The sequence below is a fragment of the Candidatus Propionivibrio aalborgensis genome, assembly GCF_900089945.1.
Taxonomy (GTDB): domain Bacteria; phylum Pseudomonadota; class Gammaproteobacteria; order Burkholderiales; family Rhodocyclaceae; genus Propionivibrio; species Propionivibrio aalborgensis.
The window spans coordinates 42,697-55,583 of the sequence record NZ_FLQY01000012.1 but is presented as its reverse complement, the minus strand read 5'-3'; the positions used below and the strand labels follow the sequence as shown (position 1 = coordinate 55,583).

Genomic DNA, 12,887 nt, shown 5'->3' with positions numbered 1-12,887 from the left:
GTCCATGACGAAGACGAGATCATGTTGATTACCACGGGCGGTGTGCTGATCCGCACGCGCGTCAGCGAAATCCGCGAGTTAGGCCGTGCCACGCAAGGCGTTACACTAATTGCGCTGGATGCCGGCGAAAAGCTTGCCGGTCTGGAAAAAGTTGTCGAAACGGAAGATGATCAGGATGTCGTGCCGGAGTCAGGCGATGAGAAAGCTCCAGGGATGGATCAATCGTAAAGTCCGATCCCCGAGCATGAGATCATGATCAAATGAGCCGCAAATGCCGACACCATGCCGGATATAGACCATGAGCGATGAGCTTCAGCAAAAACTCTCGATAGTACGGGCCGAGATCGACGCCATCGATGCACAGTTGATCGAGCTTCTCAATCGTCGCGCCAAGTGTGCGCAGCAGGTTGGGGAAATCAAGGCAAGTCACGGGGATGCGGGCTACATTTATCGCCCCGAGCGCGAGGCGCAAGTGTTGCGTCGCATTCAGGAAATCAATCCGGGGCCCCTGTCGAACGAGAGCGTTACCTGGTTTTTCCGCGAGGTCATGTCCGCCTGTCTGTCGCTTGAACAAGCGCTCGGTATTGCCTTTCTCGGTCCGCTGGGCACCTTCTCGGAAAGCGCGGCAACCAAACACTTCGGCCATGCGGCGCGACTGATGCCGCAAGTTTCGATTGATGACGTGTTTCGTGAGGTTGAAGCGTCGCACGCCGATTATGCCGTGGTGCCGATCGAGAATTCAACCGAAGGCGCGATCGGGCGCACCCTTGATCTCTTGCTGACCACACCGCTGAAGATCTGTGGCGAAGTCGTGCTGCGAATTCACCAGCATTTGCTGTCGAGTGAAACATCGCTTGGCAACATTAGCAAGGTTTATTCGCATGCACAATCACTGGCGCAATGCCACGAATGGCTGAATCGTTCCCTGCCTAATGCCCAGCGTATCCCGGTGGCCAGCAACGCTCAGGCGGCTCAGTGCGCTGCTGCCGAGGCAGGAACTGCGGCGATTGCCGGGGAGGCCGCCGCCGAGCGGTACCAGTTGCCAAAACTGGCGAGCAGCATCGAAGACGAGCCGAACAACACCACACGTTTTGTCGTTCTCGGTCGTCAGGAAGCGAGGCCATCGGGGCGAGACAAGACATCGCTGATCATGTCGGCGCACAACCGGACAGGTGCGCTCGGTAAACTGCTCGCGCCATTTTCCGAGTCCGGTGTATCGATGACCCGGCTCGAATCCAGGCCGGCGCGGCATACTTTGTGGGAGTACGTCTTTTTCGTCGATATCGAAGGGCATCGAGAAGATCCCGCCGTGGCGACGGCGCTGGCCGAGCTTGGCCAGCGCGCAGCCTATCTGAAAGTTATGGGTTCCTACCCGGTTACTGTCTACTGACGACCCGCCAACTTTTCAAGGATCATCCATGGCGCTGTGTGACCAGTCGTTGCCTAACGTTCGTGCCATTTCACCCTATCTGCCGGGCAAGCCGATCACTCAACTGGCTCGCGAAATGGGCATACCGGTTGAGCGAATCGTCAAACTGGCTTCCAACGAGAATCCCTTGGGCATGAGCCCGAAAGCGAAGGTGGCGGTTGAAAAAGCCCTCGTTTCACTGGAGCGCTACCCTGATGACTTCGAGCTGAAACATGCGCTGGCGAATCATGTTGCTCTGGGCATGGAGCACATCGTTCTAGGCAACGGATCGAACGACGTTCTTGATTTGATTGCCCGAGTATTTTTGTCACCGGGTCGTTCGGCCATTTTTTCGCAACATGCTTTTGCCGTGTATCCGTTGGCGACACTTTCGGCAGGTGCCGAACTGATCCAAGTTCCGGCAAAGGACTACGGACACGACCTTGAGGCCATGGGTAATGCGATTCGCATTGACACCCGGCTGATCTGGATCGCCAACCCGAACAACCCGACCGGCACCTTCCTGACATATCCGCAACTGAAGGCCTTTCTGCGAGCTACCCCCCCGGATGTCGTTGTCGTACTCGATGAAGCGTACAACGAGTACATTCCTCCATTGGAACGTGCCGATACGACCGCCTGGCTGGCCGAATTTCCGAATCTTGTCGTCACGCGGACCTTCTCAAAGATTTACGGTCTGGCCGGCTTGCGTATTGGTTATGCGCTGGCATCGGTTGCAATAGCCGATCTGATGAATCGCGTGCGTCAACCCTTCAACTGTAACAATCTGGCGCTGGCCGCAGCGACGGCCGCACTGGACGATCACGAGTTTGTGGCACGCAGCTATGCGCTCAATCGCTCCGGCATGGAGCAGATCGTCACCGGCCTGAAGCACTTCGGCTTTTCGCATCTTCCGTCGCATGGAAATTTCGTGACATTCAAGGCCGGCGATGCGGCGGCTCTGAATCAGAGGCTGCTCAAGCAAGGCGTGATCGTCCGTCCGATTGGCGGCTACGGTATGCCAGAGTGGTTGCGAGTGACCATTGGCACCGAGACGGAAAACTTTCGATTTCTCGAAGCGTTGGACAACGCGCTGACGAGGCCGCAGCAATGAGCGGAAGCCCCGAATTTGGCAAGCTGGTCATCTTCGGCGTTGGCCTGATCGGCGGGTCCTTCGCTCTCGGGCTCAAGGCTGCCGAACAGGTCGAGGAAGTCGTTGGCTTCGGCCGTAGCCTGTCCACGCTGACTCAGGCCATGGACCTGGGTATTATCGATCGTGTGGGTGCCAATGCCGGACAGGAAGTCGCCGATGCCGATCTTGTTTTGATGGCCACTCCGGTCGGTCAGATGCCGGAGATCATGGCGCGCATTGCTCCCTATCTTGGCGCTCAGACGGTCGTTACCGACGGTGGTAGCACCAAAGCGGATGTGGTCGCGTCAGCACGTGAGCATTTTTCGGACAAGCTTGGACAATTTGTTCCTGCGCATCCCATTGCCGGAGCCGAGAACAGTGGGGCAGCGGCGGCGCGCGCCGATCTTTATCGCGACAAGAAAGTGGTGCTGACTCCCTTGCCGGAAAACCCCGTTCTTAATGTGGCTCGTGTACGTTCGGCCTGGGAATGGTGTGGCGCACAGGTTCACGAGTTGCCGCCGGCCGATCATGATCGCATTTTTGCCGCCGTTAGCCATCTTCCGCACCTATTGTCTTTTGCTCTGGTATATGAACTGGCAGTGCGCGAGAACTGTGATCAGTTTTTTGATTTTGCGGCAAGCGGATTCCGCGATTTCACGCGAATTGCTGCCAGCCATCCCGAAATGTGGCGCGATATCTGTCTGGCCAACCGTCCAGCGTTGCTGGACGAACTCGACCGCTATCGCGCGCAGCTGGACACATTGCGCGATGCGTTGCAGCGTGATGACGGCGCCCTGCTTGAGCGAACCTTCGACGTCGCCCGCAAGGCGCGTCGCAACTGGGCGGACGGCAAGGGCAAGTGATGGTCATGGACTTCGTCGATCTGCCGCCGCTGCTGTCCGCAAAAGGCGTAGTGCGTCTGCCCGGCTCAAAGAGCATATCCAATCGCGTGCTTCTACTCGCCGCGCTCGCCGACGGACAGACTGAAGTTCGCGATCTTCTGGAGTCCGACGATACAGCGCGCATGATAGATGCATTGAGATTGCTTGGCGTTGTCGTGGAGTCTCTGGGTGATCGCGCCTATCGCGTGCACGGCGTGGCCGGCAAATTTCCGTGCCGGCAGGCCGAGCTGTTTCTAGGCAACGCCGGAACGGCGTTTCGCTCGCTGACCGGGGCGCTGGCACTGGCAGGTGGGCACTACACGCTGACCGGCGTGGCGCGGATGCATGAGCGACCCATCGGCGATCTTGTCGACGCCTTGCGCCAGCTTGGCGCCGACATCCGCTATCTTGGGAATGAAAAATTCCCGCCGCTCGAGATTCGCCCGTCCGCGATCCGTTCCGGTGGCGTACTGCAGGTACGAGGCGATCTGTCGAGCCAGTTCCTGACCGGCCTGTTGATGGCGTTGCCGCTGACCGGCGTAGAAACCACGGTAGAGGTGGTGGGCGATCTGATCTCCCAGCCCTACATTGAAATCACCCTCGCGACGATGGCGCGCTTCGGTGTACAGGTGGAGCGCCAAGGGTGGCAGCGATTTACCCTTCCCGCCGGCCATGCCTATCGTTCGCCAGGGGTGGTGTCCGTTGAAGGTGATGCCTCTTCGGCATCGTACTTCCTTGCCCTTGGTGCGATTGGCGGCGGTCCGCTACGCGTTGAGGGCGTCGGTCGCGATTCGGTTCAGGGTGATGTGCGTTTTGCCGACGCGTTGGCGCTGATGGGTGCCCGCGTCGAAAGAGGCCCGAACTGGATTGAAACTGCCGGGCCACTGCAGGGAAAGTTGCACGGGATTGACCTTGACTGCAAGCACATTCCGGATGCGGCGATGACGCTGGCGACGACCGCGTTGTTTGCGGAAGGCGCGACGACGCTGCGCAATATCGCCAGCTGGCGTGTCAAGGAGACCGACCGCATTGCCGCCATGGCGACGGAATTGCGAAAGCTTGGGGCGGCGGTCGAGGAGGGGGCCGACTTTATTCGCGTCACCCCTCCCCATTCCTCGTTCCTCACTCCTCCCGCGGGTATCGATACCTATGACGATCACCGCATCGCCATGTGTTTCTCCCTGGCAGCGTTTGCTAACACCTTGCGCATCAATGATCCAGGTTGTGTCACCAAGACTTTCCCCGATTTTTTTGCACGTTTCGCAGCGGTCACGCAGCCTGTTCCGGTAATTGCCATTGACGGTCCATCAGCCTCGGGCAAAGGTACGGTTGCGGCACGTCTTGCTTCGACACTGGGTTGGCATTACCTTGATTCGGGGGCCTTGTATCGCCTCACCGCCTTGGCCTGCAGACGCGCCGGCGTGACGTGGGACGACGAGGCGGCCACAGCAACCATCGCTGCCGGACTGGATGTGGTGTTTGGCGAGAACTCGATACGGCTGTCCGGCGATGAAGTCAATGACGCAATTCGCGACGAGGAAATCTCCTCAGGGGCTTCCCAGGTTGCGGCGCTGCCTGCAGTGCGTGATGCGCTGCTCTTCAGACAGCGCGTCTTCCGGCGGGCTCCCGGTTTGGTCGCCGATGGTCGCGATATGGGATCAGTGGTATTTCCGGATGCGCTGACCAAGGTTTTTCTCACTGCGAGCGTTGAAGTTCGAGCGGAAAGACGTCATAAGCAGTTGATCGAAAAAGGAATCGCTGCTAGTATCCTGCCTCTTTTGCTGGATTTGCGCGAACGTGACCAACGCGATAGCCAACGTAGCGTTGCGCCCTTGCAGCAGAGTGAAGACGCCAATTTGCTCGATACGACAGATTTGACCATTGAACAAGCCGTGTCTCAGGTCTTGTCCTGGAGCAAACAGGGCGCATAGAAAAGGGAGTGTGTAAATGCCGGGTGTGGGCAAATGCCGTTCCCTTAATTGTTGCCGGTTCAATACATTTCGCATGCCCGTCAGGACACTTCGTGTTCCGCTGGGGTAGCGATCAGAATCGGTGATTTTTTATTAACTTTACCCGCAGCCATGCGGACAGGTCATTTTATATATGTCAGCTAATCCCGTTATCCAGGAAAGTTTTGCAGATCTTTTTGAAGCCAGCCTTGCGCGTCAGGAAATGCGCCAGGGTGAAGTCATCACCGCTGAGGTGGTGCGCATCGACCAGAATTTTGTGGTCGTCAATGCAGGATTGAAGTCCGAAAGCTATATTGATCGCGAAGAATTCCTGAGCGATCAGGGCGAACTTGAAGTCAATGTCGGCGACTTTGTGCAGGTCGCCATTGAGCAACTCGAAAACGGTTTCGGCGAGACCCGCCTGTCGCGTGAACGCGCCAAACGCGTTGCCGCATGGAACTACCTTGAGGCTGCCTTGAACGAAGGCACCCTGGTCACCGGAACCATCACCGGCAAGGTCAAGGGTGGCCTGACCGTCATGGCCAACAGCGTCCGTGCATTCCTGCCGGGTTCGCTGGTCGACATGCGTCCGGTCAAGGACACTACGCCATACGAAGGCAAGACCTACGAGTTCAAGGTCATCAAGCTTGATCGCAAGCGCAATAACGTCGTCGTTTCCCGTCGTGCCGTTCTCGAAGCCAGCGTTGGTGAAGAGCGCGAAGCACTGCTGTCCAATCTTAAGGAAGGCAGTATCGTCAAGGGTATCGTCAAGAACATTACCGACTACGGCGCATTCGTCGATCTCGGAGGCATTGACGGTCTGCTGCACATCACCGACCTGGCCTGGCGCCGTGTCCGTCATCCGTCAGAAGTTCTGGCAGTCGGCGACGAAGTGCAAGCCAAAATTCTCAAGTTCGATCAGGACAAGAACCGCGTCTCGCTGGGCCTCAAGCAGCTTGGCGAAGATCCGTGGGTCGGCATCTCGCGTCGTTATCCGCAGAGCACCCGTATGTTCGGCAAGGTTACCAATCTGACCGACTACGGCGCTTTCGTCGAAATCGAGCAAGGTATCGAAGGCCTGGTGCACGTCTCCGAGATGGACTGGACGAACAAGAACGTTCATCCGTCCAAGGTGGTTCAGCTCGGCGACGAAGTCGAAGTCATGATTCTCGAGATTGACGAAGAGCGACGTCGTATTTCGCTTGGCATGAAGCAGTGTGCGGCCAATCCGTGGGACGATTTCTCGATGAACCAGAAGAAGGGCGACAAGGTTCGCGGCGCGATCAAGTCGATTACCGACTTCGGCGTGTTCATTGGTCTGCCGGGCGGCATAGATGGCCTGGTTCACCTTTCGGATCTGTCATGGTCCGTTCCCGGCGAAGAAGCGATCCGCAACTTCAAGAAGGGCGACGAAGTTGAAGCCGTCGTTCTCGCCATTGATACCGACAAGGAGCGTATCTCGCTCGGCATCAAGCAGCTTGACGGTGATCCCTACACCAGTTTTATTGCCACTCACGAGAAGAACGCCATTGTTCGCGGTGTCGTCAAGTCGGTTGATGCCCGCGGTGCGGTCATTACTCTGGAGGGCGACATGGATGGCCATCTTCGAGCCTCGGAAGTGTCGCGGGATCGTATCGATGACCTGACCAAGGTTTATAAGGAAGGTGACGCAGTCGAGGCGATGATCATCAACATCGACCGCAAGACGCGTTCGATCAACCTGTCGATCAAGGCCAAGGATCAGGCCGAGCAACATGAAGCGATGCAGAAGTTTTCAGCGGACAGCAACGCGAGCTCGGGTACAACAAACCTTGGCGCTTTGCTGAAGGCCAAGCTGAGCAACACACAATAAGGCTTGAGCATGACCAAGTCAGATATGATCGCGCGACTGGCGGACCGGTTTCCGCAGCTTGTCGCAAAAGATGCCGATTTCGCGGTCAAGATGATTCTCGATGCGATGTCCGAGGTTCTGGCCAAGGGCGATCGTATCGAGATTCGCGGGTTTGGTAGTTTTTCGCTGAACTACCGACCACCGCGCGTTGGCCGAAACCCCAAGTCCGGGGATAAAGTCAGTGTCCCGGCAAAATGGGTTCCACATTTCAAGGCTGGCAAGGAGTTGCGTGAGCGTGTCGATAGCGCGCTCAACGCGGGTTGAGTGACGAAGCGGTGATACCGTGAAATACCCTGTTGGGCGGCGACGAAGGTTGCCGCCCTTTTCATTGCTGGAGGATGACCGATGAATGCCTTGTTGTGGGGATTTCGCATTTTCATATTCCTGTTCTTGTTCGCCTTTGCCCTCAAGAACACGGATCCCGTGGGCGTCCGCTTTTTCTTTGATTCCGTCTGGCAAGCACCGCTGATCATCATCGTTCTGGCCTTTTTTGCGGGCGGTGCGGTACTGGGCGTGATGTCGCTGCTCGGAATGGTTTTCAACTTGCGCCGGGAAGTGGGCAAATTGAAGCGCGAACTGAAATCAGCGAATCAGCATCAGAATCGCGCAACGCAACTGGACTCGAAATAGCGTGCGGCGATCAGGTTTCGCGTGTGACCATAAAATTGGCATGGCATGATTGAATTCGAATACTGGCAACTCCTCTTCTTCCCCGTCTTCTTCGGACTGGGCTGGGCGGCTGCACGAATCGATATCCGGCACTTGGTCAAGGAGTCGCGTGCCTTGCCGCGCTCCTATTTTCAAGGGCTCAATTTCCTGCTCAATGAACAGCCGGACCGGGCCATCGAGTCCTTCGTCGATGCTGTCAAGGTCGATCCGCAAACCATTGAACTGCACTTCGCGCTGGGCAGTTTGTTCCGTCGTCGTGGCGAGACCGAACGTGCCATCCGTATGCATCAGAATCTCGTCGAGCGGGATGATCTGCCGCAGGATCTGAAGTTGCAGGCGTTGTCCGAACTGGGGCAGGATTATCTAAAAGCTGGTCTGCTCGACCGCGCCGAGGAAGTGTTCAACAAGCTTCGTGACTCGGCAATGGTCAAGGAAGCCAAGAGGAATCTTCTCGAAATCTACCAGCTCGAAAAGGACTGGGAGAAGGCGATAGCCATCGCCGCTGAACTGCCTGACATCGCTACGCAGAAGGAAATTGCCGAGTACTATTGCGAGCTTGCCGCCGCTGAAATGATTCGTTCGCGACGCGACGTTGCGTCGGGCTACCTGAAGACAGCGCTTGAGCGTAACCGGAAATGTGTTCGTGCCAGTCTGTTGCAAGGTGACATCGAGGCACAGCAAGACAGAATCGAGGAGGCTGTTGCCTGCTGGCAACGCATCGAGCAGCAGGACCCGACCTATCTGGCGCTGGTTGCCTCCCGTCTGCTTGATGCATTTCGCAAGCTGGCGCGTCGCGACGAAGGTTTGCAGCTTCTGCGTGGCTATCTGGAGCATTATCATTCGCTCGACCTGCTTGACGTCGTCTTTCAGCTCGTGCTGGAAAGTGAAGGCGCCGACGCGGCGTATTGTCTGGTCCGCGACGAGTTGAAACGCAACCCGACACTGCTCGGATTCGACAAGTTGATCGAAGCCCGATTGCTGGTCGCACCGCCCGAAACGCGCGCTGATCTGGATCTTGCCAAAAGCATTGTGCAGGGCTACACACGCCGGCTGGCACGCTATCGGTGCGATAATTGCGGCTTCAAGGCACGACAGTTCTATTGGCGCTGTCCAGCGTGTGGCGGCTGGGAGACCTACTCGCCAAAACGTACCGAAGAATTCGATTTGACGCCTTAGTTTGCCGGGGTAATTTGCATGGTTTTGGGAGATTTTTCGACAGTTCGCCTGCTCATTGTCGGCGATGTCATGCTCGACCGTTACTGGTTCGGAGAGGTGTCGCGCATTTCGCCTGAAGCGCCGGTGCCGATCGTCAGGGTCGAGCGTAGCGAGGAACGTCCCGGAGGGGCCGCCAACGTGGCACGCAATGCAGCGGCGCTTGGAGCACAGGTCTCCTTGTTGGCGCTGGTCGGTAATGATGAACCGGGCGAACGGCTAAGAGGCTTGATGAAAGAAAGCGACATCAACGCCAGCCTGTACATCGACGAAGCCGTTACGACAACGGTCAAGCTGCGCGTGATTGGCCGACAGCAACAACTGTTGAGAATAGATTTCGAGACGATACCTTCGCATGAAGTGCTGCGGGCAAAGCTTTCAGAGTTCGAGCAGCGCCTGCCCATGTGTGATGCCGTTGTTTTCTCTGATTATGGCAAGGGTGGATTGACGCACATCAGCGAGATGATCAGTTTGGCGCGTGCTTCCGGAAAGATCGTTCTGGTTGACCCGAAGGGTGAAGAGTACTCGAAGTATGCGGGCGCAACGATCATTACGCCGAATCGAGGTGAGCTGCGTTCTGTCGTCGGGCGCTGGAAGGACGAGGCTGAGCTGGAGCGCAAAGCCAGTGCTCTGCGCACAGAACTGGCGCTCCAGGCACTGCTGGTTACGCGCAGCGATGAGGGCATGTCGCTTTTCCATGCCGGGGGTACGGTCCATGAAAAGGCCGTGGCACGCGAGGTGTTTGATGTGTCGGGCGCGGGTGATACGGTAATTGCCACGCTGGCGGTCATGCTGGCGCGCGGTGCTGATTGGACGCACGCGATTCATGTTGCGAATGTCGCGGCCGGCATTGTAGTCGGCAAGTTGGGTACTGCCGTTGTGACGCGTGCCGAGCTTGACGCGGCACTGAACTGAGGGCGTTTTATGTATACCATTGTCACAGGCGCGGCAGGTTTTATCGGCTCAAATCTCGTCAAGGCGCTCAATGAGCGCGGTACAGACCAGATTATTGCGGTCGACAATCTTACGCGCGCCGACAAATTCAAAAATCTGGTTGATTGCGAAATCGTCGATTACATCGACAAGACCGAGTTCCTCGCACGACTGCTGGGCGGGCAATTCAACGGTCAGGTCGACGCCATATTCCATGAAGGCGCGTGTTCCGACACGATGGAGTCTGACGGTCGCTACATGATGGAGAACAATTTCCGTTATTCACTCGGGATACTCGATTGGTGCATCGACCAGGGCGTGCAATACCTCTATGCATCAAGTGCAGCGACCTACGGGGGAAGCAGTGAATTCAGGGAAGAGCGGGCATTCGAGGCGCCGCTAAACGTTTACGGCTATTCCAAGTTCCTCTTTGATCAGATTGTGCGTCGGCGTTTGCCGAAGGCTTCGTCGCAGATCGTCGGTTTTCGCTATTTCAATGTCTATGGTCCGCGCGAATCGCACAAAGGGCGTATGGCCTCGGTCGCCTTTCACCACTTCAACCAGTTTCGTGCCGAGCACAAGGTAAGGCTGTTCGAAGGCTGCAATGGTTTTGCGAATGGTGAGCAGAAGCGCGATTTCGTTTTTGTTGGCGATGTGGCCGCAGTGAACCTTTACTTCCTCGATCACCCTGAAGAATCCGGGATATTCAACGTCGGCACCGGACGCGCGCAAAGCTTCAACGAACTGGCCGCAGCCAACGTGAACAGTTGCCGCGCGCTGGCGGGTGAGCCCGCACAGTCGCTGGATGAACTCGTCAGGCTGGGCTTCATTGAATACATACCCTTTCCCGAAGCGCTTCGAGGCAAGTACCAGAGCTTCACTCAGGCGGACCTGGCCACGCTCCGGAAGGCGGGTTATGACGCACCGTTTGCCAGTGTCGAGCAAGGTGTGGCGAAATACGTTGAATGGTTGAACGCGCGTGTATAAAACGCTGGAAGATTTCGTTGGCGGCACGCCGCTGGTTCGCTTGAAGCGTCTGCCAGATGAGGGTCTGGAGGCGAGGGGCAACGTCATCCTGGCCAAGCTTGAAGGCAACAACCCGGCAGGGTCGGTCAAGGACAGACCGGCGTTGTCGATGATCCGTCGCGCCGAACAACGTGGCGAGATCAAACCGGGCGATACGCTGATCGAGGCAACCTCGGGCAATACCGGTATCGCTCTGGCGATGGCGGCGGCAATGGGCGGCTATCGCCTGCTTCTCGTCATGCCGGAAAACCAGAGTATCGAACGTCGCCAGACCATGCGTGCCTTCGGTGCGGAACTTGTCCTCACACCAAAGAGCGGCGGCATGGAGTTGGCCCGCGATGTGGCGGAGAAGATGCAGAAAGAAGGCAGTGGGTTGATTCTCGACCAGTTTGCCAACCCGGATAATCCGCTGGCACACTACGAAGGCACCGGACCTGAGATCTGGCGCGATACGCAAGGGCGTGTTACGCACTTCGTCAGCAGCATGGGCACGACGGGGACGATCATGGGCGTTTCACGTTATCTCAAGGAGCAGAATCCGGCCGTCTGCATTGTCGGCTGCCAACCGGAGGAGGGTTCGCAGATACCTGGAATCCGGAAGTGGCCGGAAGCCTATCTTCCGAAGTTCTTTGAGCCATCGCGTGTGGACCGCGTTGAGTCGGTCGCGCAGGGGGATGCCGAGGCCATGACACGGCGGTTGGCACGCGAAGAGGGAATTTTTGCCGGTATTTCTTCCGGTGGCGCAGTTGTGGTTTCCTTGCGGCTGGCGCGTGAAATCCAGAACGCCACGATCGTGACGATCATTTGCGACCGTGGTGATCGTTACTTGTCCACCGGCGTGTTTCCATCCTGAACCCATCGAGTTTCGTATGAAGCCCGTTCTCGTCTTCGATATTGAAACCATTCCGGACGTGCCGGGCCTGCGCCGTTTGCATGATCTCGACCCGGCATTGTCGGACGCCGAGGTCGCGGAAATGGCCTTTCAGCAATGTCGGGTCAAGAGCGGAAACGATTTTCTGCCACACCATCTGCAACGCATCGCCGTCATCTCCTGCGCATTGCGTTCTGGCGAGGATATTCGCGTCTGGTCGCTGGCCGAGCCTGAGCAGAGCGAAGCCGAGATTATTCAACGCTTCTTCGACGGTGTCGAAAAGTTTACCCCGCAGATCGTTTCCTGGAACGGGGGAGGGTTCGACCTGCCGGTGCTGCATTATCGTGGGCTGATTCACGGTGTTGTGGCGCCGCGCTACTGGGATCTTGGCGACGGCGACTACGGCGACAGCCGCGAGTTCAAGTGGAACAACTATATCAGCCGTTACCACACGCGCCATCTCGACCTCATGGATTTGTTGGCCATGTACCAGCCGCGAGCCAGCGTCCCGCTGGATGCTCTCGCCAAGCTGATCGGTTTCCCCGGCAAGCTCGGCATGGATGGAAGCAAGGTCTGGGAGGCCTGGCAGAACGGCGAAATTTCCGGGATTCGCGACTACTGCGAAACCGATGTGATGAATACCTATCTCGTGTCGCTGCGTTTCCGGCTGATGCGCGGCGAGTTATCGCGGGCTGAATACGATGCCGAGATCAGGTTTGTTCGCAGCGAGCTGGAGCGGCTCGACAAGCCGCACTGGCGGGAGTTCCTGGCCGCTTGGGGCGGCTGATGTCGCGGTGCTCGGGCGGTACCTTCCGTGAGTACATCGACAGGCTTGCTAAAGTTGTTGCGATGGAGGCCGTAGACCGACTTGTCTCCAACCCGAACCTCACGAGGTCCAGCGCCCTAAAAAGATAC

General features: G+C 57.4%; 13 protein-coding genes. All 13 read left to right on the top strand.

Annotation, left to right across the window (positions count from 1 at the left end; genetic code table 11):
- The coding region (locus tag PROAA_RS01210; RefSeq protein ID WP_186409563.1) for a DNA gyrase C-terminal beta-propeller domain-containing protein at positions 1–228 on the top strand (228 nt) is incomplete at its 5' end.
- 70 nt (positions 229–298) lie between these two features.
- Entirely contained in the window at positions 299–1,390 is a 1,092-nt protein-coding gene (gene pheA / locus PROAA_RS01205; RefSeq protein WP_186409562.1) for a prephenate dehydratase, read from the top strand.
- 28 nt (positions 1,391–1,418) lie between these two features.
- Entirely contained in the window at positions 1,419–2,522 is a 1,104-nt protein-coding gene (hisC, locus tag PROAA_RS01200) for a histidinol-phosphate transaminase (protein WP_186409561.1), read from the top strand.
- On the top strand, positions 2,519–3,403 hold the full coding sequence (locus PROAA_RS01195) for a prephenate dehydrogenase (protein WP_186409560.1): 885 nt from the start codon (positions 2,519–2,521) through the stop codon (positions 3,401–3,403). Before hisC ends, PROAA_RS01195 begins: the two co-directional genes overlap by 4 nt.
- 5 nt (positions 3,404–3,408) lie before the next feature.
- The gene (locus PROAA_RS01190; protein ID WP_186409566.1) at positions 3,409–5,352 is read left to right on the top strand and encodes a bifunctional 3-phosphoshikimate 1-carboxyvinyltransferase/cytidylate kinase; all 1,944 of its coding nucleotides are present in this window, start codon (positions 3,409–3,411) and stop codon (positions 5,350–5,352) included.
- Positions 5,353–5,524: 172 nt separating this feature from the next.
- Positions 5,525–7,222: a 30S ribosomal protein S1 gene (gene rpsA / locus PROAA_RS01185; protein ID WP_186409559.1), complete on the top strand. Its 1,698-nt coding sequence runs from the start codon at positions 5,525–5,527 to the stop codon at positions 7,220–7,222.
- A 9-nt stretch (positions 7,223–7,231) separates the two neighbouring features.
- Positions 7,232–7,525, top strand: a complete 294-nt coding sequence (locus PROAA_RS01180) for an integration host factor subunit beta (RefSeq protein WP_186409558.1) — start codon at positions 7,232–7,234, stop codon at positions 7,523–7,525.
- An 81-nt stretch (positions 7,526–7,606) separates the two neighbouring features.
- On the top strand, positions 7,607–7,891 hold the full coding sequence (locus tag PROAA_RS01175) for a LapA family protein (protein WP_186409557.1): 285 nt from the start codon (positions 7,607–7,609) through the stop codon (positions 7,889–7,891).
- Between the two features lie 48 nt (positions 7,892–7,939).
- Complete coding sequence (gene lapB, locus PROAA_RS01170) at positions 7,940–9,106, top strand: lipopolysaccharide assembly protein LapB (protein ID WP_425393988.1); 1,167 nt, start codon at positions 7,940–7,942, stop codon at positions 9,104–9,106.
- An 18-nt stretch (positions 9,107–9,124) separates the two neighbouring features.
- Positions 9,125–10,057: a D-glycero-beta-D-manno-heptose-7-phosphate kinase gene (rfaE1, locus tag PROAA_RS01165; RefSeq protein ID WP_186409555.1), complete on the top strand. Its 933-nt coding sequence runs from the start codon at positions 9,125–9,127 to the stop codon at positions 10,055–10,057.
- 9 nt (positions 10,058–10,066) lie between these two features.
- Positions 10,067–11,062 (top strand): ADP-glyceromanno-heptose 6-epimerase, encoded by a 996-nt coding sequence (gene rfaD / locus PROAA_RS01160; protein ID WP_186409554.1) that lies wholly within the window; start codon positions 10,067–10,069, stop codon positions 11,060–11,062.
- Entirely contained in the window at positions 11,055–11,954 is a 900-nt protein-coding gene (cysM, locus tag PROAA_RS01155) for a cysteine synthase CysM (protein WP_186409553.1), read from the top strand. The genes rfaD and cysM overlap by 8 nt, the downstream gene beginning before the upstream one ends.
- A 16-nt stretch (positions 11,955–11,970) precedes the next feature.
- Positions 11,971–12,759, top strand: a complete 789-nt coding sequence (locus PROAA_RS01150) for a 3'-5' exonuclease (RefSeq protein ID WP_186409552.1) — start codon at positions 11,971–11,973, stop codon at positions 12,757–12,759.
- Positions 12,760–12,887: the final 128 nt, after the last annotated feature.

Coding starts and splice junctions, on each gene's coding strand:
- pheA (WP_186409562.1), top strand. CDS start 299: ATGAGCGATGAGCTTCAGCAAAAACTCTCGATAGTACGGGCCGAGATC.
- hisC (WP_186409561.1), top strand. CDS start 1,419: ATGGCGCTGTGTGACCAGTCGTTGCCTAACGTTCGTGCCATTTCACCC.
- PROAA_RS01195 (WP_186409560.1), top strand. CDS start 2,519: ATGAGCGGAAGCCCCGAATTTGGCAAGCTGGTCATCTTCGGCGTTGGC.
- PROAA_RS01190 (WP_186409566.1), top strand. CDS start 3,409: ATGGACTTCGTCGATCTGCCGCCGCTGCTGTCCGCAAAAGGCGTAGTG.
- rpsA (WP_186409559.1), top strand. CDS start 5,525: ATGTCAGCTAATCCCGTTATCCAGGAAAGTTTTGCAGATCTTTTTGAA.
- PROAA_RS01180 (WP_186409558.1), top strand. CDS start 7,232: ATGACCAAGTCAGATATGATCGCGCGACTGGCGGACCGGTTTCCGCAG.
- PROAA_RS01175 (WP_186409557.1), top strand. CDS start 7,607: ATGAATGCCTTGTTGTGGGGATTTCGCATTTTCATATTCCTGTTCTTG.
- rfaE1 (WP_186409555.1), top strand. CDS start 9,125: ATGGTTTTGGGAGATTTTTCGACAGTTCGCCTGCTCATTGTCGGCGAT.
- rfaD (WP_186409554.1), top strand. CDS start 10,067: ATGTATACCATTGTCACAGGCGCGGCAGGTTTTATCGGCTCAAATCTC.
- PROAA_RS01150 (WP_186409552.1), top strand. CDS start 11,971: ATGAAGCCCGTTCTCGTCTTCGATATTGAAACCATTCCGGACGTGCCG.